The sequence below is a fragment of the Ottowia sp. genome (assembly GCF_047601385.1).
GTDB lineage: Bacteria > Pseudomonadota > Gammaproteobacteria > Burkholderiales > Burkholderiaceae_C > Ottowia.
Map to the genome: position 1 here is coordinate 660,747 of NZ_JASGJP010000001.1, position 19,375 is coordinate 680,121.

Below are 19,375 nucleotides of genomic sequence, written 5' to 3' on the forward strand. Positions count from 1 at the left end.
GCCGTCACACCCGCTCGGCCACCCAGCCCTGAACCGAAGCCAACGCCTTGGGCAGGCCCGAAGCATCGGTGCCGCCGGCCATCGCCATGTCGGCCTTGCCCCCGCCCTTGCCGCCCACCTGCTGGGCGACGAAGTTGACCAGCTCGCCGGCCTTCAGCTTGCCCACCGCGTCGGGCGTGACGCCGGCGGCCAGCTGCACCTTGGCGCCATCGACGGCGGCCAGCACGATGGCGGCGGACTTGAGCTTGTCCTTGAGCTTGTCCAGCGTCTCGCGCAGGGTCTTGGCGTCGGCGCCGTCGAGCTTGGCGGCCAGCACCTTCAGGCCACCCACGTCGACGGCCTGGCCGGCCAGTTCGTCGCCCTGGCTGGAGGCCAGCTTGCCCTTCAGCTGCGCGACTTCCTTCTCCAGCGCTCTCACCTGCTCCAGCATCTGGCCCAGGCGCGCGGGCACTTCGGCCTCGGGGGCGCGCAGGGTGGCGGCCACGCTGTGCAGGCTGGCTTCCAGCCCCTGCAGGTAGGCCAGCGCGTTCTCGCCCGTCACCGCCTCCACGCGGCGCACGCCGGCGGCCACGCCGCTTTCGCTGACGATCTTGAACAGGCCGATGTCGCCCGTGCGCTGCACGTGCGTGCCGCCGCACAGCTCGCGGCTGGCGCCGATGTCGAGCACGCGCACGGTGTCGCCGTACTTCTCGCCGAACAGCATCATGGCGCCGGTCTTCTGCGCGCTCTCGATGTCCATCACGCGCGCCTGGGTGGCGGCGTTGGCGAGGATCTCGGCGTTGACGCGGCGCTCGATCTCGGCCACCTGCTGCGGCGTGACGGGCGCGTTGTGCGCGAAGTCGAAGCGCGTCTTCTCGGCATCGACCAGGCTGCCCTTCTGCTGCACGTGCGCGCCCAGCACCTCGCGCAGCGCCTTGTGCATCAGGTGCGTGACGCTGTGGTTGCGCATGGTGGCGGCGCGGCGTTCGACATCCACGCGCGCATCGACCGCATCACCGACGCGCAGCGTGCCCTGCTGCACCACGCCGTGGTGGCCATACACGTCGGCGCGGATCTTCTGCGTGTCCTCGACGCCGAACGCCACACCCTCGGCGGCCAGCACGCCGGCATCGCCCACCTGGCCGCCGCTTTCGGCGTAGAAGGGCGTGGCGTCCAGCACGACGATGCCGGACTGGCCTTCGTTCAGGGCGCTGACGCTCGTGCCGTCCGCGTACAGCGCCACCACCTTGCTGGCGTGGCGCAACTCGTCATAGCCGGTGAACACGTTGGCCGCGCCGCCGTAGTCCACCTGCTTGTCCATCTTGAACTTGCCCGCCGCGCGGCCGGCGGCCTTCTGCGCGGCCATGGCCTCGTCGAAGCCGGCCACATCGACGGTGACGCCACGCTCGCGGCACACGTCCTGCGTCAGATCCAGCGGGAAGCCGTAGGTGTCGTGCAGCTTGAAGGCGACGTGGCCCGGCAGCTCCTTGCGGCCGGCGATCAGCGCGTCGTCGAGGATCTCCATGCCGTTGGCCAGGGTCTCGAAGAAGCGCTCTTCCTCGGCCTTCAGGACGGCTTCCACCCGCTGGCCTTCGGCTTGCAGGCGCGGGTAGGCCGCGCCCATCAACTCGACCAGGGTGGGCACCAGCTTGTGGAAGAACGGCGCCTTGCAGCCCAGCTTGTAGCCGTGGCGGATGGCGCGGCGGATGATGCGGCGCTGCACGTAGCCGCGCCCTTCGTTGCCGGGGATCACGCCGTCGCTCACCAGGAACGACGTGGCGCGGATGTGGTCGGCGATGACCTTGAGCGAGGGGTTGGCGAGGTCGCTGGTGCCCGTCGCGCGCGCCGCCTCGGCGATCAGCTTCTGGAACAGGTCGATCTCGTAGTTGCTGTGCACGTGCTGGAGGATGGCGGCCAGGCGCTCCAGGCCCATGCCGGTGTCGACACAGGGCGCGGGCAGCTTCTCGACGCTGCCGTCCTCCTTCATGTCGAACTGCATGAACACGTGGTTCCAGATCTCGATGAAGCGGTCGCCGTCCTCGTCGGGGCTGCCGGGCGGGCCGCCGGGGATGTGCGCGCCGTGGTCGTAGAAGATTTCCGAGCACGGGCCGCAGGGGCCGGTGTCGGCCATCATCCAGAAGTTGTCGGACTTGTACTTGCCGCCCTTGTTGTCGCCGATGCGGATCACGCGCTCGGGCGGCAGGCCGATGTCTTTCGTCCAGATGTCGTAGGCCTCGTCGTCGTCGATGTAGACGGTGGCCAGCAGCTTCTCGGCGGGCAGACCATAGACCTTCGTCAGCAGCTCCCAGCCCCATTGGATCGACTCTTTCTTGAAGTAGTCGCCGAAGGACCAGTTGCCCAGCATCTCGAAGAAGGTGTGGTGGCGCGCGGTGTAGCCCACGTTCTCCAGGTCGTTGTGCTTGCCGCCGGCGCGCAGGCAGGCCTGCACCGAGGCGGCGCGCACGTAGGGGCGCTTGTCGGTGCCGAGGAACACGTCCTTGAACTGCACCATGCCCGAGTTGGTGAACATCAGCGTCGGGTCGTTGCCCGGCACCAGCGGGCTGCTGGGCACCACGGTGTGGCCCTTGCCCTCGAAGAAGTCGAGGAAGCTCTTGCGGATATCCGCCACCGACATGGGGGTCTGCGATGATTTCATGGGTTTTCGGCCTTCAGCCCGCGTGGGGCAAGCGCCGCCAGCTACTGTAAAGATAGCGCTCTGCCGCCAGGGATGCGGCGCGAACGCAAAGCGGTCGATTTTATCTGGCCGGGGCATCCGCCGCATGGCCGCCAGCCCCGCGCCCGGGGCGCAGCACTGGTGAACAGATCACCAGGCGCGGCCGGCGGCTTACCACGCACGAGGGACGTGCGCCTGCGCGGCAGCGCCGAAACTCACCTCGCCCACCGCCGCCCCAGGCCACCACGCCATGAACCCGCCCGCCTCCATCGCCCCGCCCCTGGCCAACGCCGTGCCGCGCCGCATCGGCTGGCGGGCCTGGTACCTGCGAGGGCTGACCTGGGCCTTCATGCTGTTCACCACCGCGCGCCTGGTGGCCTACGCGCCCACCGTGTGGGCCATCGTGCTGAGCCGCGACTCCAGCCAGCACTCGCTGTGGACCTGGCTCACCTGGGTCGGTGCCAACGTCACCATGGCCGCCTGGCTGTACGAGCACAACGGCCAGCGCCTGGACAAGGCCATCGGCGTGAGCCTGGCCAACGCGGCGGCCTGTTTGCTGACGACGGTGGTGATCCTGTGGTACCGCTGAACAGGCCCGGCGCGCAGCCGTCGGCGGGCGCGCTCACGCCGGGAAGCGCCCCAGCGGGTGGTAGCGCAGCGGCCGCGGGCGCAGCTCCGAGCAGATGAGATCGACGCCACGCACGGTCCAGCGGATGGGTTGGCGCAGGGGCATGGGGCCGGTGGACAGGGCATGACGCAGCGTGGTCAGGTGCGGGCGGAAGCCCTGCGTGTCGGCGTACAGGCCGGCCCGCCGGGCGAGTTGGGCGGTGGCGCGGTGCAGCGCCGCCAGCGCGGCGCTGGGCGCGGGGCGCAGGACCACGATGAGGTCCTTGTCGGTGCGCCACGGCTCGGCCCGGTCCAGGACGATCTCGAACGGGTCGAAGCGCAGGGAGCGCAGGCTCTGGAGCCAGGCGCGTTCGCTCGACACGGACACCCGGTGGAAACATTGCAGTGTGAGGTGCAGGCGCTCGGGCACGGGATGCAGACGCCCCTGCGGCACGCCGGGCCAGTGGCGGCGCGCGGCGTCGATGGCGGCGAGGACCGCGGCGTCGGGGAACAGCCCGGTGAACAGGCGCCGGGGCGCGGCGGGCGTGGGCAGCTCGTCGAGGTCGAACAGGCTGGGAGGTGCATCTGCGGTGGTGGCAGGCATCAGTGGAAGTCCCGGCTGGCGATGCTGCCCGCCAGGCGGCCGAGCAGCGGCGTCAGGTCGTGCAGGCGGCGGGCGATGAGGTGGCGCACCTGGCCGCTGCCGGGCCGCCCCAAAGCGGCCAGCACCCCTTCGGGGGGCAACGGGCCATGCGAAGCAGGGAGGCGTGGGGGCCTGATGCTCTCGTCGCCGCCGTCGGCGCACTGCCACTCGCCTTCCACCGCCAGCAGTTCGGCGCGCAGCAGGGCGTTGCGCTGGGCTTCGCCCTCGCGCACGCTCTTCCAGACGATGACGTTGACGGGGCCGGTCTCGTCCTCCAGCGTGACGAAGATGGTGCCCTTGGCGGTGCCGGGCTGCTGGCGGCCGGTGACCAGGCCGCAGGCGATGGCGCGGCGGCCGTGCGGCAGCGCGGCCAGCTCGGCGCTGCTCTGCACGCCGCGCCGCGCCAGCCGCGCGCGCAGCAGCGCCAGCGGGTGGCGGCGCAGGGTCAGGCCGAGGGCGGCGTAGTCGTGCGCGATCTCCTCGCCCTCGGGGGCGGCGGGCAGCGTGAGCGGGGCTTCGTGGATGGGCGCGTCGTGCAGCAACGCGGGCGATGGCAGCAGGCCCGCGCCCTGCCATGCCTGCTGTCGGCGGTGGCCGGCCAGGCTGGCGAGGGCGTCGGCGGCGGCCAGGCGGTTCAACTCGCGCGTGCCCAATTCGGCGCGGCGCGCCAGGTCGTCCACGCTGGTGAACGGCGCCTGCGCGCGGGCCTGGGTGATACGTGCGGCGGCGGCCTCGCCCAAGCCCTTGACCAGGCGCAGACCCAGGCGCACAGCGGGGCGCGCGAGGTCGTTTGCTTCTGTTTTGGTAGCTGCCAGCGCTTGATGGATGGACGCTGGAGGCCGATTTGATTCAAGAAAATCGTGATCTGACCCCAATTTGGAAACCGATTCGGAAAGCGTGCAGTCCCAGTCGCTGGCGGTCACGTCGGGCGGCAGCACCTGCACGCCGTGGCGCTGCGCGTCGTGGATGAGCTGCGCGGGGCCGTAGAAGCCCATGGGCTGTGAATTGAGCATCGCGGCCAGGAAGGCTTCGGGCTCGTGGCACTTGAGCCAGCTGCTTTCGTAGGCGATCAGGGCGAAGCTGTAGGCATGGCTTTCGGGGAAGCCGTATTCGCCGAAGCCCAGGATCTGCTGGAAGATGCGGTCGGCGAAGTCGGCGCTGTAGCCGCGCTGGCGCAGGCCCTCCTTCAGCGGCGCCTCGAACTTGTGCACGCCGCCGCTGCGCTTCCAGGCGGCCATGGAGCGGCGCAGTTCGTCGGCCTCGCCGGGCGTGAAGCCGGCGGCGATGATGGCGATCTCCATCACCTGCTCCTGGAAGATGGGGATACCCAGCGTGCGCTTGAGCGCCTTGTCGAGCGCGGGCTCGGCGCCTGGCGGCTCGTGCGCCGAGCGCTCGCAGGCGTAGGTCTGCTCGCGCCGCCAGCGCTCGCGCGCCTTCAGGTACGGGTGCACCATGCCGCCGGTGATGGGGCCGGGCCGCACGATGGCGACCTGCACCACCAGGTCGTAGAACGTCGCGGGCTTGAGGCGCGGCAGCATGCTCATCTGCGCGCGGCTTTCGATCTGGAAGGTGCCGACGGTGTCGGCGCGCTGGATCATCTCGTAGGTGGCCTCGTCCTCGCGCGGGATGTCGGCGCGCCCGAAGGGCCGGCCGCGCCGCCGGCCCACCAGGTCGAGGCAGCGGCGCATGGCGGTGAGCATGCCCAGGGCCAGCACGTCCACCTTCAGCATGCCGAGGGCTTCGAGGTCGTCCTTGTCCCACTGGATGACCTGCCTCAGCGCGGGCCGAGGCGGCAGCCATTCAGTGAGGTCCGGCTGGCCCGCGCTGACAGCTGCCTGCGCTGGTCGATCCCCATGCTGCGCATGGGGCCCCTCGCCCCACGCTTCGGCACCTGGCATGGCCGCGGGCTCGACCGGCACCAGGCGGACCAACGGCGTCTCGGTCAGCACGAAGCCGCCGACGTGCTGGCTGAGGTGGCGCGGGCGGCCCTTGAGCTGCATCGCCATCTCCAGCCACAGGCGCGCCCGTGCCGGCGGCAGCGGCACGCCCAAGTCCACGGCCATCGCGCACAGCCGGGCCGACACCTCGCCGGCGTGCAGGCCGGCGTCGAACCACTGGTGGTCCTTGGCGAAGGCGTCCACCAGCCGCGCGTCGATATCCAGCGCGGCGCCGGCGTCACGCAGCGCGCTGCGGGCGCGCCAGGTGATGACGGTGGCCGCCAGCGCGGCGCGGTGGCGGCCGTACTTGCCGTAGATGTACTGGATGACCTCCTCGCGCCGCTCGTGCTCGAAATCGACGTCGATGTCGGGCGGCTCGTTCCTGCGCTCGCGGCTGATGAAGCGCGCCAGCAGCGGGTGCGAATGGCGCGGGTCGGCCTCGGTGATGCCGAGGCAGTAGCACACCACCGAGTTGGCGGCCGAGCCGCGGCCCTGGCACAGGATGCCCTGCGCGCGCGCCCAGCGCACGATGTCGTGCACGGTGAGGAAGAACATCTCGTACCGGCAGGCGGCGATCAGCGCCAGCTCCTGGTCGATCCACGCCTGGATGCGGGGCTCCACGCCGTCCGGGAAGCGCCAGGCCGCGCCCTCGCGCGTGAGCTGCGCCAGTGTCCCGGTGGGCGTCAGGCCCGCGCGCACCGACTCGCGCGGGTAGTGGTAGCGCACCGCCTCCAGCCTGAAGACGCAGCGCGCGGCGATGGGCAGCGTGGCGGCCAGCAGCTCGGACGGGTAGCGCTCGGCCAGGTGCTCGTGCGAGTGCAGGTGGCGCTCGGCGTTGGGTTGCAGGTCGAAGCCGCATGCGTGCACCGGCCGGCCCAGGCGGATGGCGCACAGCACGTCGTGCAGGCGCTTGCGGGCGCGCACGTGCATCTGCACGTCGCCGGCGGCGGCCAGCGGCAGGCCGCTGGCGGCGGACAGGTCGTGCAGCGCGGCCAGCCAGAGCGCGTCGTCGGCGTCGCCGTGCAGTTCGGCGAGCAGTGCGGATATCGAGCCAAAATGGCCTCCAGCGCTGATGGGACAAGCGCTGGCAGCTATGAAATCATGAGCAACCGGCGCCGCGCGCGCAGGCGCCCACAGCAGTTCGCAGCCGGGGAGCAGGGCCAGCGCCTGGGCCAGCGGCGGCAGGCGGTACTCGCCCTTGGGCGCGGCGGCGCGGCATTGGGTGATGAAGCCGCACAGGTCGCCCCAGCCGGCCAGGTCGCGCGCCAGTGCCACCAGCGTGCCTTGCTCAGCCGGCTCTCTCGCCGATCGGAAGCGGAATTCGCTGCCGTAGAGCAGCCGCATCGGCCCGGCCGCGCCGAGGGCGGCGCGGGCGGCGTGCAGCAGCGCCAGCTCTTCCTCGTCACCGGAGCGCGTGCCTTCCAGCTCGCTCAGCGCCTGCCAGGCGCGCACCACGCCAGCCACGGAGCATTCGTCGGTGATCGCCAGCGCCGCGTAGCCCAGCGCCCAGGCGCGACGCACCAGTTCCTCGGGGCTGCTGGCGCCGCGCTGGAAGCTGAAGTGCGTCAGGCAGTGCAGTTCCGCATAGAACATGCCCCCACGATCGCCCGCTGCGCGCGGTCCGCTGCCCCCCGAGGGGGCCCCGCCCGCCTGGGGGCGGCCCGGCGGCGGGCGGATCGCGCCTGAAGACGGGCGCAGGACGTGGACGGCGGCCGATGCGTGCATGGCTCACCCGTACAGGCCGTGCAGGAACCAGCGTGGCGTGGCATCGGGCAGCCGCACCGTGGGCCGCTCACGGAACACCCAGAGCAATTCGGCTGCCACCCCCTGAGCGATGAAGTAGTCACGAGAAACGGCTTCACTCCACCAACCCGCTTCGACGCGGCGCGGCGAAGTCAGCAGACGCAGCGCGGCGCCGCGATGGCAGGGCCGGCCGTCCCGCACGGCCAGGGGCTGCGGCTCGGGCAGCAGCCAGGTGGGCGCCAGCGCATCCGGCCATGGGAACAAGCCCCCACGCTCCCCCGCTTCGCATGCTGCGCTGCCCCCCAGGGGGGCGCTCGCCGCCTTCGGGCGGCCGGGCGGCAGAAACGTACCCCCACGCTCCCCCGCTTCGCGTGGTCCGCTGCCCCCCAGGGGGGTGCTCGCCGCCTTCGGGCGGCCGGGCGGCAGAAACGTACCCCCACGCTCCCCCGCTTCGCGTGGTCCGCTGCCCCCCAAGGGGGCGCTCGCCGCCTTCGGGCGGCCGGGCGGCGACTCGGGGCCCCCACGCTCCGCTGCTTCGCATGCTGCGCTGCCCCCCAGGGGGGTGCTCGCCGCCTTCGGGCGGCCGGGCGGCGACTCGGGGGCAACTTTGCGCACCGTTGCCTCGGCCAGCACTGCATCGGCGGGACGCCAGACCTGACGGCACTCGGGCCGATGATCGGCGCGTGGCTCGGCGGCCAGCACCTGCCCGGCGCCCAGGCGCGCGCCGACGCGCTCGATGAAGACGTGCAGCGCCTCGCCCTGACGCTGCTCATCGGGCAGCAGGCTGTGGCTCTCGGCGCGCCAGGGCGCGGTGTGCAGCGCGCGCAGGCGCAGGGCCACGGCGGGGGCGAGCATGGCGGTGCGCGCCAGCCGCTCGGCCAGCAGGCGGCGCAGGTGCGCCATGCGCTGCACCGGCTGCGCGGTGCGCAGGACGAGCGACTGCGTGGGCGGCAGCTCGCGCCCGTTCAGGCGCCGCACGTCCAGCCGCCAGCGCAGCTCGATGGCCAGCACGCTGAGCTGGCGCGCCTGGAGCCACAGTTGCAAGTTGGTGAGCAGGCGGTTGGCGGCCCACAGCAGGGCGGGCGCGTCGTCCACCCGCGTGGGCAGCTCCAGTGGCTGGACAAAGCGCTCAGGCAACGTGGCCCAGGGGTAGGCGTCGGGCGCGCGGCCGAAGGCGCGGTCCAGCGCCTGGCCCAGCGCCGGGCCGCAGCGCCGCGCCAGCCCGGCGCGCGGCAGCGCCATCGCCTCGCCCCAGGTGCGGCAGCCCAGCTGCGCGAGCAACGGCAGGTGCGGCCGCGCGGCGCTGAGCGCGTGCAATGGCATGTCTTCTGCGCGTGCTGCACCCGGGGTGCGCAAGCGCGCCAGTGCTATCAGGCTGGTAGCTGCCTGCGCTTGACTGGCGGGCACTGGGAGCGGATTTGATTCATGAATGCGTTGCAGCAGGGCACGCCGCCCGCCCCACAGGCGCAGCGTGCCCGACACCTCCAGCAGCAGCGCCTCGTCCACCCAGGCGACGTGCGGGGTGAAGCGCAGCGCCCACCAGGCCAGCGCCTCGGGCGCGGGCGCGTCGGCGGCTGGAATGCCCCCCACGCTCCGCGGCTTCGCTTGGCTGGCGGCCCCCCGAGGGAGCTCCGGCCGCCTTGGGAGCGGCCCGGCGACGGCCGGGGTGGCCCCCACGCTCCCCCGCTTCGCGTGGTCCGCTGCCCCCCGAGGGGGCTCCGGCCGCCTTGGGAGCGGCCCGGCGACGGCCGGATCAGGCGGCCACTGCAAGGCGATCCACATCGCGCGCTCCTTCTGGCCCGGCGGCCGGCCGGGCCGCGAACGACAGCACCCGCGTGCCCGTGCGCCGACGCGCCGCGCCAGCCGCCAGCAGCGCGCGCAGCGCCGGCGGCTGCGCGTGCAGGCGCAGCGGCGCGGCCAGCGGCGGGCCGCGCCGCTTGACGATGTCCACCATCAGCGGCGCCAGCCCCATGGCGGGATCGAAAAGGCCCCCACGCTCCCCCGCTTCGCGTGGTCCGCTGCCCCCCAGGGGGGCGCTCGCCGCCTTCGGGCGGCCGGGCGGCGGCTCGGGGCCCCCACGCTCCGCTGCTTCGCATGCCGCGCTGCCCCCCAAGGGGGCGCTCACCGCCTTCGGGCGGCCCGGCGGCGGTTCTGGCATATCCCATTCCAGCCGCAGCCGCAGCGGTGCCGGCGAAGCCTCGCGCGCCGCCGGCGCGGGCCGCACCACGAACAGCAGCCCATCGCCCCGCTGCGCCGCCGCCAAATGCAGCCGCCGCAGCTCAGTCTGGCGGGCATGCGGCAGCCAGGCCAGCACGGCCGCCACGTCGGCGCAGCGCAGCGCCTGCTCGGCCGCCCACAGGCACTCGTCCGGCACCCACAGCACCCGCTGCGGGGGCAGCCCGGCGGCCGCCAGCGCCGGCAGATAAGGCAGCCGCGCCCCCACCAGCACCACCGCCCTGCCCGGCCGATGCGCCGCCAGTGCCGGCAGCAGCAGCGGCCACAGGGGCACGCCGCCCAGCACGGGTTGCAGCAGCTCGACCATGCCGTCCAGCGGCCAGCCGCCGCCGGGCAGTTCGGCATCCAGCGCGGCATGGCCCGTGGCCACCACCTTGGCCGACGCGCCCGCGTGCAGCAGGTCGGCCCGCCACACGGGGTTGCGCGCAGAGGATGGAGCCAGGGACAGGGCAGACATGGGGCCGTACTTTCTGCTCAAGCAACACCCAAACGACTGGATGCATGCAAGGGGGGTAACCCAATCCAATCAGCGCCAACAGGCCATCCAACTGGATATAAATACAGCACTCTACACCTTGTCTGACAACTTGGCGCAAGCCTTGGCGATATCGCCGCAGGCGCAGCGCCCGGCGCAAGTGCGGGCGCTGCCGGGCCCGCTTGAGGCGGGTGTTTGGGCGGGAAGTTGTTTCGCCAAAGAAAAAGCCCAAGTGAATCGATCACTCGGGCTCGTTCTTGGCGGAGACGGAGGGATTCGAACCCTCGATGAGGCTCTACACCCCATACTCCCTTAGCAGGGGAGCACCTTCGGCCACTCGGTCACGTCTCCTGGCGCGAAGCCGGCATTATGCCACCGTCAGCGCCGCCCGGCCGCCCGAAGGCACTGACACGCCCCCTTGGGGGCAGCGATACGCGAAGCGATGAGCGTGGGGGCCTGGGTTCAGGCGGCCGGCTGGTCCAGGTCGAAGGCGCGGTGCAGCGCGCGCACGGCCAGCTCCATGTATTTCTCGTCGATCACCACCGAGGTCTTGATCTCGCTGGTGGAGATCATCTGGATGTTGATCCCCTCCTCGCTCAGCACGCGGAACATCCGCGCCGCCACGCCCACGTGGCTGCGCATGCCGATGCCGACGATGCTGACCTTGCAGATGCGCGTGTCGCCGACGACCTCGGCCGCGCCCAGGGCCGGCGCCACCCTGTCCTTCAGCAGGTCGACCGCGCGCGCGTAGTCGTTGCGGTTGACGGTGAACGAGAAGTCGGTCTTGCCGTCCTTCGACAGGTTCTGGATGATGACGTCCACCTCGATGTTGGCGTCGGCCACCGCGCCCAGGATCTGGTAGGCGATGCCGGGGCGGTCGGGCACGCCCAGCACGGAGATCTTGGCTTCGTCGCGGTTGAAGGCAATGCCGGAAACGACGGCTTGTTCCATGGGTTCGTCTTCCTCGAAAGTGATCAGGGTGCCGGACTGGGCTTCCTCGGCGATGTCGATGTCCCAGGGCGTGAAGCTGGAGAGCACGCGCATGGGCACCTTGTACTTGCCCGCGAACTCGACCGAGCGGATCTGCAGCACCTTGCTGCCCAGGCTGGCCATTTCCAGCATTTCCTCGAAGCTGATGCGCGCCATGCGCCGCGCCTCGGGCACCACGCGCGGGTCGGTGGTGTAGACGCCGTCCACGTCGGTGAAGATCAGGCACTCGTCGGCCTTCAGCGCCGCCGCCACCGCCACCGCGGACGTATCGCTGCCGCCGCGCCCCAGGGTGGTGATGTTGTCGTCCTCGTCCACGCCCTGGAAGCCGGTGATGATGACCACCTTGCCGGCGTCCAGGTCGGCGCGCACCCGCTGGTCGTCGATGCTGTCGATGCGCGCCTTGGTGTAGGCGCTGCTGGTGCGGATGGGCACCTGCCAGCCGGCGTAGCTGACGGCGGGCTGCCCTTCGGCCTGCAGGGCGATGGCCAGCAGGCCGACGGAGACCTGCTCGCCGGTGGAAGCCAGCATGTCCAGCTCGCGCAGGTATTCGGGGGTCTGCTTGGCCGGCGCCAGTTCCTTGGCGAGGCCGAGCAGGCGGTTGGTTTCGCCGCTCATGGCGCTGGGGACCACCACCATCTTGTGGCCGGCGCGCGCCCATTTGGCCACGCGCTTGGCGACCTGGGCGATGCGCTCGGTGGAGCCCATCGACGTGCCGCCGTATTTGTGAACTATCAATGCCATCGCATGCCTGGGTTGTGGGCGCCGGCGCCACACGCGGCGCCGGCAAACCGCGCATTTTAGCTTTCGGGTGACCAGTCGATGGCCCCGTCCTGCCGCTCGACGAAACCCTGCCCCACCTTGAGGCGGATGTGGTGCCCGCGCGTGGTGCAGGCGGCCAACTGGCCCAGCAGCGCTTCGAGCTGCGCGGCGCTGGCCTGCTGGCCGTGGTCGCGCCGCAGCCAGTGGCGCAGCGCGTTGGCCTGGCGCGGCCTGGAGAGGGACTGCAATGCGGCGATGGCGGGTGGATGGCCGCAGGCGAGCAGATCGCCGGCCGCCACCTCGTCCAGCACCTGCTGCGCCTGCGCGGCGTGGGCGGCGCTGCGCGCGAAGGTGGCGCGGAACTGCGGGAACGCGGCTTCCAGCGCCGGCAGCAGCTGCGCGCGGATGCGGTTGCGGGTGTAGCGCGCGTCGCCGTTGCTGGGGTCTTCCACCCAGCTTTCGCCGCGCGCGCGCAGCCAGGCGCGCACGGCGGGGCCGGGCACGCCCAGCAGCGGGCGCCGGTAGGTGACGCCGCCACGCCGCCAGCTGGCCGGCATGGCCGCCAGCCCGGGCAGGCCGGCGCCGCGCGACAGCGCCAGCAGCACGGTCTCGGCCTGGTCGTCGGCGTGCTGGGCGATGACTACTGTTTTGATAGCTGCCAGCGCTTGCCCCGCCTGCGCCAGAGCATCAAAACATGCATAACGGTGGCGGCGGGCGGCGTCTTCCGGGCTTTGACCGGGCGCATGGCGGGCATCGACGCGCCGCACGCGCAGCGGCACGGCGAGGCGCGCGCAGAGCTGCGCGCAGTGGCGCTCGAACCCGTCCGCCGCCATCTGCAAACCGTGGTGCACGTGCCAGGCCTCCACCTGCCCCGGCCAGCGTTCGGCGCAGGCCAGCAGCAGCGCGGTGGAATCGGCGCCGCCGCTGAAGGCCACGGCCAGCGGCAGCGCGGGCGGCTCGGCGGCGAAGCGCGCCATCGCGGCGTCGAACAGCGCGGGGGCGGCAGGTGGCGAGGTGGGCGGCATGACGGCGTCCGCATTTTGCGGGATGATGGGCTTGTCATCCCCCGCCGCGCCCCGACGTTAGGGGCTGTCTACCTGCAGGAGGTCAACACGATGTGGAAGCTGGGTCGAATCTTCGCGCTGTTCCGCCGCGAGCTGCTGCTGGCCTGGAGCCTGCTGCGCGACCCGCGCGCGCCCTGGTCGGCCAAGCTGGCCACGGTGGCGGCGGTTCTCTACGTGGTCAGCCCGGTGGACCTGGTGTCCGACTTCATCCCCGTCCTGGGCTGGCTGGACGACGGGCTGATCGGCTACCTGCTGCTGCAGCTGGCCTTCAAGTTCCTGCCGCCGGAGCTGATGGCGGCGCTGCGCGACAAGGTGCAGACACGGACCAAACCGGTCGGGCAGTAGTCTCAGCGCTCGGCTTTGGTGTCGTTGAAGCGCCCGCAGCTCATCAGCCGCTCGTAGCGGCGCTCCAGCAGTTCCTTCGGCTTCAGGTCGCTGACCTGCCGCCAGGCATCGCCCAGCGCGCGCTTCAGAAACGCCGCCATCTGGCGCGGGTCGCGGTGCGCGCCGCCCACGGGCTCGTTCACGATCTTGTCCACCAGGCCCAGCGCCTTCAGGCGGTGCGCGGTGATGCCCAGCGCCTCGGCGGCTTCCTGCGCCTTGTCGCTGGTCTTCCACAGGATCGAGGCGCAGCCTTCGGGGCTGATGACGGAGTAGACCGAATACTGAAGCATCAGCACCTGGTCGGCCACGGCCACGGCCAGCGCGCCGCCGGAGCCGCCCTCGCCGATGATGGTGGCGATGATCGGCACCTCCAGCTGCGCCATCTCGTAGATGTTGCGGCCGATGGCCTCGGACTGGCTGCGCTCCTCGGCGTCGATGCCGGGGAATGCGCCCGGCGTGTCCACGAAGGTGAACACCGGCAGCCGGAACTTCTCGGCCGTCTTCATCAGCCGCAGCGCCTTGCGGTAGCCCTCGGGCCGCACCATGCCGAAGTTGCGCAGGGTGCGCTCCTTGGTGTCGCGCCCCTTCTGCTGGCCCAGCACCACGCAGGCGTTGCCGTTGAAGCGCGCCAGCCCGCCGACGATGCTCTGGTCGTCGGCGAAGTGGCGGTCGCCGTGCAGCTCGACGAAATCGGTGAAGCAGTCGCGCACGTAGTCCAGCGTGTACGGGCGCTCGGCGTGGCGGGCGATCTTGGTGATCTGCCACGCCGTCAGGTCGGCGTAGATGTCCTTGGTGAGCTGCAGGCTCTTCTTGCCCAACTGGTCGATCTCCTCGGAGATATCGACCGCGCTCTCGGTCTGCACGTAGCGCAGCTCTTCGATCTTGTTTTCCAGCTCGGCGATCGGCTGCTCGAAATCAAGGAATGTTTTCTTGGCCAACAGGGGCTCCTCGGCTATCAGGTCGCGCCAATGTTACCGGATGTGGGGCGGCGTTCGCCCCTTTACAAAACAAGGACTTGCAGCCAGAACCTGCGTCAATACGCCACCGGCAGGGGATCGAGCGAGCGCCACATGTACCAGGTGGCCACGCTGCGCCAGGGCGCCCAGGCTTCGGCCACCTCGCGCGCCTCGACGCGGCTGACGGGCTCGCCGGAGAAGTAGTTGACGCTGATGCCCTTGATCAGCCCCACGTCGTCCAGCGGCAGCACGTCGGGGCGCATCAGGTGGAAGATGAGGAACATCTCGGCCGTCCAGCGGCCGATGCCGCGGATGGCCACCAGCTCGGCGATGATGGCCTCGTCGTCCATCTGCTGCCACTGCCGGGCGTGGATGGCACCGTTGTCGAAGTGCAGCGCCAGGTCCACCAGGTACTCGACCTTGCGCGCCGACAGGCCGGCGGCGCGCATGTCGTCCACCTTGAGCTTGAGCACGTGGCCCGGCGCCATGCGCCTGGGCAGCGCCTCGAAGCGGTTCCACACCGACTGCGCGGCCTTGACCGAGATCTGCTGGCCGACGATGGAACGCGCCAGGGTGACGAAGGCGTCGCCGCGCGACTCCAGGCAGGCGCCGCCGAAGCGCGGGATGAGCCGCTTCATGACGCGGTCGCGCTTGCACAGGTGGGCGCAGGCGTCGGCCCAGTAAGCCGGTGTGGCGACGCCGTTTGCTTCTTTTTTTGTAGCTGCCACCGCTCTACCCGCCTGCGCTGGGGGCCGAAATGACCATGAACATATTCACTGCGCCGCCTCCCAGGTGGTGCCGCTGGGCGAGTCCTTCAGGACGATGCCGGCGGCCAGCAACTCGGCGCGGATGCGGTCGGCCTCGGCGAAGTCCCTGGCCTGCTTGGCGGCGGCGCGCGCTTCGATCTGCGCCGCGATGGCCGCCTCGTCCAGCGTGCTGCCGGCGCGCAGGAAGGCCCTGGGGTCGCCCTGCAACAAACCCAGCACGCCGCCCAGCGCCTTCAGCAGGCCGGCGTCCTCCGGCCGGCGGCCGCGGTTGACTTCGCCGGCCAGCTCGAACAGCACGGCCACCGCCTCGGGCGTGCCGAAGTCCTCGTCCATGGCGGCCTTGAAGCGGGCGGCGAAGGGGTGGGCCCAGTCGATGGCCACGTCGGCGGCGGGCACCGCGTCCAGCGCCGTGTACAGGCGCTTGAGCGCGGCGCGCGCGTCCTGCAGGTGCACATCGCTGTAGTTCAGCGGGCTGCGGTAGTGCGCGCGCACGATGAAGAAGCGGATCGTCTCGGCGTCGAATTGCCGCAGCACCTCGCGGATGGTGAAGAAGTTGCCCAGCGACTTGGACATCTTCTCGTTGTCGATGTTGACGAAGCCGTTGTGCATCCACACCCGCGCCAGCGGCACGCCGTTGGCGCCCTCGCTCTGGGCGATCTCGTTCTCGTGGTGCGGAAACTGAAGATCGGCGCCGCCGCCGTGGATGTCGAAGGTCTCGCCCAGCAGCGCGCCGCACATGGCCGAGCACTCGATGTGCCAGCCCGGCCGGCCCAGGCCATAGGGGCTGTCCCATTTGGCGCCCTCGGGCTCGCTGGGCTTGGCGGACTTCCACAGCACGAAGTCCAGCGGGTCGCCCTTGCCCTCGGCCACCGCCACGCGCTCGCCGGCCTGCAATTCGTCGAGCGACTTGCCCGACAGCTTGCCGTAGCCCGGAAAGCGGCGCACGGCGTAGTTCACGTCGCCGTTGGTCGCGCGGTAGGCCAGGCCCTTGTCTTCCAGCCTGCGCACGATGTCCAGCATCTGCGGCACATAGTCGGTGGCGCGCGGGTCGTGCCGCGGGCGCTCCACGCCCAGGGCGTCGAAGTCGCGGTACATCTCGGCGATCATGCGGTCGGTGAGCTGGCGGATGGTCTCGCCGTTCTCCAGCGCGCGGCGGATGATCTTGTCCTCGATGTCGGTGATGTTGCGCACGAAGGTGACCCGGTAGCCGCTGGCCTTCAGCCAGCGCTGCACCACGTCGAACGCCACCGCCGAGCGCGCGTGGCCGACGTGGCACAGGTCGTACACCGTGATGCCGCACACGTACATGCGCACGTGGCCGGGTTGCAGCGGCGAAAAGTCTGCCAGCGCACGCGTCAGCGTGTTGTGGATGCGCAGGGTCATGGAAGGGGTTCGGACGGCGGGGTGGGCGCGCCGCCCGTCTGGTCTGGTCGCGGGTTCGGCGCACGGCGGCGGGCCCTGCCTCGGTGGCCCGCTTGGCTACAATGGCCCGCAGTATATGCCGCTGTCCGGGCGCGCCGAAAGCCATGAATTCCCGGGTTGCCCGCCAGCCGATGAACCGTCTTCACCCCTCCCCGCGCATCCGCCTGTCCGCCGTGCTGCTGGCCTGCGGCCTGTGGCTGGCGCAGCCGGCGCTGGCCGACGAATACGCCGAGGTGCAGCGCCTGCACGGCGCCGGCCAGACCAGCGAGGCGCTGGCGCGCGCCGACAAATACATCGCCGCCCACCCCGCCGATCCGCAGATGCGCTTCATCAAGGCCAACCTGCTGTCCGCCAGCAAGCGCCCAGCCGAGGCCGAGGCCCTGCTGCTGCAAATGACGCGCGAAACCCCCGAGCTGGCCGAGCCCTGGAACAACCTGGCCGTGCTGCACGCCGCCCAGGGCCAGCTCGACGTGGCGCTGACCGAGCTGCAAACCGCCCTGCGCCTGAACCCCGGCTACGCCACCGCGCTGGAGAACCTGGGCGACGTGCAGGCGCGCCTGGCCGCGCAGGCCTACCAGCGCGCGCGCCAGCTCGACGGCGGCAACAAGCGCCTGCCGCCCAAGATCGACGCCCTGCGCGGCCTGCTGGATGCGCCGCCCAAGCCCGGCGGCTGACCCGCCGCGCGGGAACTTGCCCGCGCCGCCGCCACACCAAACCCCGTTCCAAGCCTTCAGGAGTCTTTGCGCATGACGATCACCCGCCGCACGCTGGCCGCCCTGGCCGCCGCCACCCTGCTTGCCGCCCTGCCCGCCCACGCCGCCGAACCGCGCGTGAAGTTCGTCACCAGCGAGGGCGAGTTCGTGATCGAGGTCTATCCCGACAAGGCGCCCAAGACGGTGGCCAACTTCCTGCAATACGTGAAGGACAAGCACTACGACGGCACCATCTTCCACCGCGTCATCAAGAACTTCATGGTGCAGGGCGGCGGCTACGACAAGGACTACAAGGAAAAGGAAACCCGCGCCTCCGTCATCCACGAAGGCCGCGCCGCGCTGGCCAAGGGCCTGAAGAACCAGCCCGGCATGGTGGCCATGGCGCGCACCAACGACCCGCATTCGGCCACGGCGCAGTTCTTCATCAACGTGGTGGACAACTCGCGGCTCGACCCGGTGATCATCCCCCCGGGCGACCCGGTACCCAAGTTCGAGTACATGGGCCAGACCTACGAGAACGTGCCGCGCAAGAACCTGATCAACCACCCGCAGCTGTTCGGCTATACCGTGTTCGGCAAGGTCGTCAGCGGCATGGACACGGTGGAGAAGATCCGCAACACACCCACCGGCGCCGGCGGCCCCTTCCCCGCCGACGTGCCGCAGAAGCCCGTGGTCATCGAATCCGCCCGAATCCTCTGATCCCCCCTCCGAAAGCCACCCATGCCCAATCCCCAAGTCGAACTGCACATCGCCGGCCAAGGCGTCATCACGCTGGAGCTCGATGAAGCCAAGGCGCCCAAGTCGGCGGCCAACTTCCTGAATTACGTCAAGAGCGGCCACTACGACAACACGGTGTTCCACCGCGTCATCAAGAACTTCATGATCCAGGGCGGCGGCTTCGAGCCCGGCATGAAGCAGAAGCCCACCCAGGCCCCGGTCGCCAACGAGGCCGACAACGGCCTGAAGAACGACCAGTACACCGTCGCCATGGCGCGCACCAGCGACCCGCACTCGGCCACGGCGCAGTTCTTCATCAACGTGGTGGACAACGACTTCCTCAACTTCAAGGCACCCACCGCGCAGGGCTGGGGCTATGCCGTGATCGGCAAGGTCGTGAAGGGCCAGGACGTGGTGGACGCCATCAAGGCCGTGCCCACCACGCGCAAGGGCTTCCACGACGACGTGCCGCGCGACGACGTGGTGATCGAGAAGGCCGTCCTCGTCGGCTGAGCCTGCGCGCCATGACGACCGTGCCCCGGTTCGCCGCGCTGTCCGCGCCGGCGCACTGGCGCACGGTCGATTTCATTTCCGACCTGCACCTGAAGACCGAGGAGCCCGCCACCTTCGAGGTGTGGCAGCGGTACCTGCGCCACACGCCGGCCGACGCCGTGTTCATCCTGGGCGACCTGTTCGAGGTCTGGGTGGGCGACGACGCCGCCGTGCCCGGCAGCTTCGAGGCGCGCTGTGGCCAGGTGCTGAGCGCTGCCCGCGCCGAGCTGTTCTTCATGTGCGGCAACCGCGACTTCCTGGTCGCAGGCGCCTTCCTCGCGCGCCACGGCGTGCGGCCGCTGGCCGACCCCACGGTGCTGGCCTTCGGCGGCGCCCGCTGGCTGCTGACGCACGGCGACCTGCTGTGCACCGGCGACGTGGCCTACCAACGGTTCCGCGCCCAGGTGCGCACGGCCGATTGGCAGCAGGCCTTCCTGGCCCGCCCGCTGGCCGAGCGCCAGGCCATCGCGCGCCAGATGCGCGCGCAGAGCGCGCGGCACCAGGCCGATGCCGGCTTCTACGCCGACGCCGATGCCGGCCTGGCGCGCCGCTGGCTGGTCGAAGCCGGCGCCGCCACCCTGATCCACGGCCACACGCACCGGCCCGGCGACCACGCGCTGGGCACCGACGCCACCGGCCGGCCGCTCGCGCAGGTGGTGCTGAGCGACTGGCACATCGACGGCGGCACGCACCGCGCGCAGGTGCTGCGCCTTTCCGCCGACGGGGCACTTGCACGGATCGACCTCGGCACCATCTGAA

16 protein-coding genes and 1 tRNA gene are annotated in these 19,375 nt (G+C 71.1%); 6 read left to right on the forward strand and 11 right to left on the reverse strand.

Annotation, left to right across the window (positions count from 1 at the left end; all coding sequences use genetic code 11):
• Positions 1-4: 4 nt before the first annotated feature.
• Entirely contained in the window at positions 5-2,635 is a 2,631-nt protein-coding gene (alaS, locus tag QM772_RS03240) for an alanine--tRNA ligase (RefSeq protein WP_415134023.1), read from the reverse strand.
• A 268-nt stretch (positions 2,636-2,903) separates the two neighbouring features.
• Between alaS and QM772_RS03245 the strand changes: the two genes are divergently transcribed.
• Positions 2,904-3,242, forward strand: a complete 339-nt coding sequence (locus tag QM772_RS03245; protein WP_415134024.1) for a hypothetical protein — start codon at positions 2,904-2,906, stop codon at positions 3,240-3,242.
• Between the two features lie 33 nt (positions 3,243-3,275).
• Here the strand turns inward: QM772_RS03245 and QM772_RS03250 are convergent, their stop codons facing one another.
• The 7 genes from QM772_RS03250 to tilS form a co-directional block, all read right to left on the reverse strand.
• Positions 3,276-3,863 (reverse strand): 2'-5' RNA ligase family protein, encoded by a 588-nt coding sequence (locus tag QM772_RS03250; protein ID WP_415134025.1) that lies wholly within the window; start codon positions 3,861-3,863, stop codon positions 3,276-3,278.
• Entirely contained in the window at positions 3,863-7,432 is a 3,570-nt protein-coding gene (locus QM772_RS03255) for a PHP domain-containing protein (protein ID WP_415134026.1), read from the reverse strand. The genes QM772_RS03250 and QM772_RS03255 overlap by 1 nt, the downstream gene beginning before the upstream one ends.
• Positions 7,433-7,567: 135 nt before the next feature.
• Positions 7,568-9,172: a hypothetical protein gene (locus QM772_RS03260; protein WP_415134027.1), complete on the reverse strand. Its 1,605-nt coding sequence runs from the start codon at positions 9,170-9,172 to the stop codon at positions 7,568-7,570.
• A 163-nt stretch (positions 9,173-9,335) separates the two neighbouring features.
• A complete protein-coding gene (imuA, locus tag QM772_RS03265; RefSeq protein WP_415134028.1) occupies positions 9,336-10,274 on the reverse strand; it encodes a translesion DNA synthesis-associated protein ImuA in 939 nt (312 codons plus the stop codon).
• 276 nt (positions 10,275-10,550) lie between these two features.
• Positions 10,551-10,643, reverse strand: a tRNA-Ser gene (locus QM772_RS03270).
• A gap of 111 nt (positions 10,644-10,754) precedes the next feature.
• Positions 10,755-12,023: an aspartate kinase gene (locus tag QM772_RS03275; RefSeq protein ID WP_415134029.1), complete on the reverse strand. Its 1,269-nt coding sequence runs from the start codon at positions 12,021-12,023 to the stop codon at positions 10,755-10,757.
• A 56-nt stretch (positions 12,024-12,079) separates the two neighbouring features.
• Complete coding sequence (gene tilS / locus QM772_RS03280; protein WP_415134030.1) at positions 12,080-13,066, reverse strand: tRNA lysidine(34) synthetase TilS; 987 nt, start codon at positions 13,064-13,066, stop codon at positions 12,080-12,082.
• Between the two features lie 90 nt (positions 13,067-13,156).
• On the opposite strand from tilS, the gene QM772_RS03285 reads away from it, so the two are divergent.
• A complete protein-coding gene (locus QM772_RS03285; RefSeq protein WP_415134031.1) occupies positions 13,157-13,450 on the forward strand; it encodes a YkvA family protein in 294 nt (97 codons plus the stop codon).
• Positions 13,451-13,452: 2 nt separating this feature from the next.
• On the opposite strand, the gene QM772_RS03290 is transcribed toward QM772_RS03285, so the two are convergent.
• The 3 genes from QM772_RS03290 to cysS form a co-directional block, all read right to left on the reverse strand.
• Positions 13,453-14,427: an acetyl-CoA carboxylase carboxyltransferase subunit alpha gene (locus QM772_RS03290; RefSeq protein WP_415134032.1), complete on the reverse strand. Its 975-nt coding sequence runs from the start codon at positions 14,425-14,427 to the stop codon at positions 13,453-13,455.
• 95 nt (positions 14,428-14,522) lie between these two features.
• Entirely contained in the window at positions 14,523-15,173 is a 651-nt protein-coding gene (locus QM772_RS03295) for a DNA-3-methyladenine glycosylase family protein (protein WP_415134033.1), read from the reverse strand.
• Positions 15,174-15,218: 45 nt separating this feature from the next.
• Positions 15,219-16,595: a cysteine--tRNA ligase gene (gene cysS, locus QM772_RS03300; protein ID WP_415134034.1), complete on the reverse strand. Its 1,377-nt coding sequence runs from the start codon at positions 16,593-16,595 to the stop codon at positions 15,219-15,221.
• A 143-nt stretch (positions 16,596-16,738) separates the two neighbouring features.
• On the opposite strand from cysS, the gene QM772_RS03305 reads away from it, so the two are divergent.
• From QM772_RS03305 to QM772_RS03320, 4 genes are all read left to right on the forward strand, one after another.
• Positions 16,739-17,308 carry a tetratricopeptide repeat protein gene (locus tag QM772_RS03305; RefSeq protein WP_415134035.1) on the forward strand — a complete coding sequence of 190 codons (570 nt, stop codon included), beginning with the start codon at positions 16,739-16,741 and terminating at the stop codon, positions 17,306-17,308.
• Between the two features lie 72 nt (positions 17,309-17,380).
• A complete protein-coding gene (locus QM772_RS03310; RefSeq protein WP_415134036.1) occupies positions 17,381-18,046 on the forward strand; it encodes a peptidylprolyl isomerase in 666 nt (221 codons plus the stop codon).
• 21 nt (positions 18,047-18,067) lie between these two features.
• The gene (locus QM772_RS03315; protein ID WP_415134037.1) at positions 18,068-18,577 is read left to right on the forward strand and encodes a peptidylprolyl isomerase; all 510 of its coding nucleotides are present in this window, start codon (positions 18,068-18,070) and stop codon (positions 18,575-18,577) included.
• An 11-nt stretch (positions 18,578-18,588) separates the two neighbouring features.
• Entirely contained in the window at positions 18,589-19,374 is a 786-nt protein-coding gene (locus QM772_RS03320) for a UDP-2,3-diacylglucosamine diphosphatase (protein ID WP_415134038.1), read from the forward strand.
• Position 19,375 lies beyond the last annotated feature (1 nt).

Coding starts and splice junctions, on each gene's coding strand:
- QM772_RS03320 (WP_415134038.1), top strand. CDS start 18,589: ATGACGACCGTGCCCCGGTTCGCCGCGCTGTCCGCGCCGGCGCACTGG.
- alaS (WP_415134023.1), bottom strand. CDS start 2,635: ATGAAATCATCGCAGACCCCCATGTCGGTGGCGGATATCCGCAAGAGC.
- QM772_RS03250 (WP_415134025.1), bottom strand. CDS start 3,863: ATGCCTGCCACCACCGCAGATGCACCTCCCAGCCTGTTCGACCTCGAC.
- tilS (WP_415134030.1), bottom strand. CDS start 13,066: ATGCCGCCCACCTCGCCACCTGCCGCCCCCGCGCTGTTCGACGCCGCG.
- QM772_RS03305 (WP_415134035.1), top strand. CDS start 16,739: ATGAATTCCCGGGTTGCCCGCCAGCCGATGAACCGTCTTCACCCCTCC.
- QM772_RS03310 (WP_415134036.1), top strand. CDS start 17,381: ATGACGATCACCCGCCGCACGCTGGCCGCCCTGGCCGCCGCCACCCTG.
- QM772_RS03275 (WP_415134029.1), bottom strand. CDS start 12,023: ATGGCATTGATAGTTCACAAATACGGCGGCACGTCGATGGGCTCCACC.
- cysS (WP_415134034.1), bottom strand. CDS start 16,595: ATGACCCTGCGCATCCACAACACGCTGACGCGTGCGCTGGCAGACTTT.
- imuA (WP_415134028.1), bottom strand. CDS start 10,274: ATGTCTGCCCTGTCCCTGGCTCCATCCTCTGCGCGCAACCCCGTGTGG.
- QM772_RS03245 (WP_415134024.1), top strand. CDS start 2,904: ATGAACCCGCCCGCCTCCATCGCCCCGCCCCTGGCCAACGCCGTGCCG.
- QM772_RS03255 (WP_415134026.1), bottom strand. CDS start 7,432: ATGTTCTATGCGGAACTGCACTGCCTGACGCACTTCAGCTTCCAGCGC.
- QM772_RS03285 (WP_415134031.1), top strand. CDS start 13,157: ATGTGGAAGCTGGGTCGAATCTTCGCGCTGTTCCGCCGCGAGCTGCTG.
- QM772_RS03315 (WP_415134037.1), top strand. CDS start 18,068: ATGCCCAATCCCCAAGTCGAACTGCACATCGCCGGCCAAGGCGTCATC.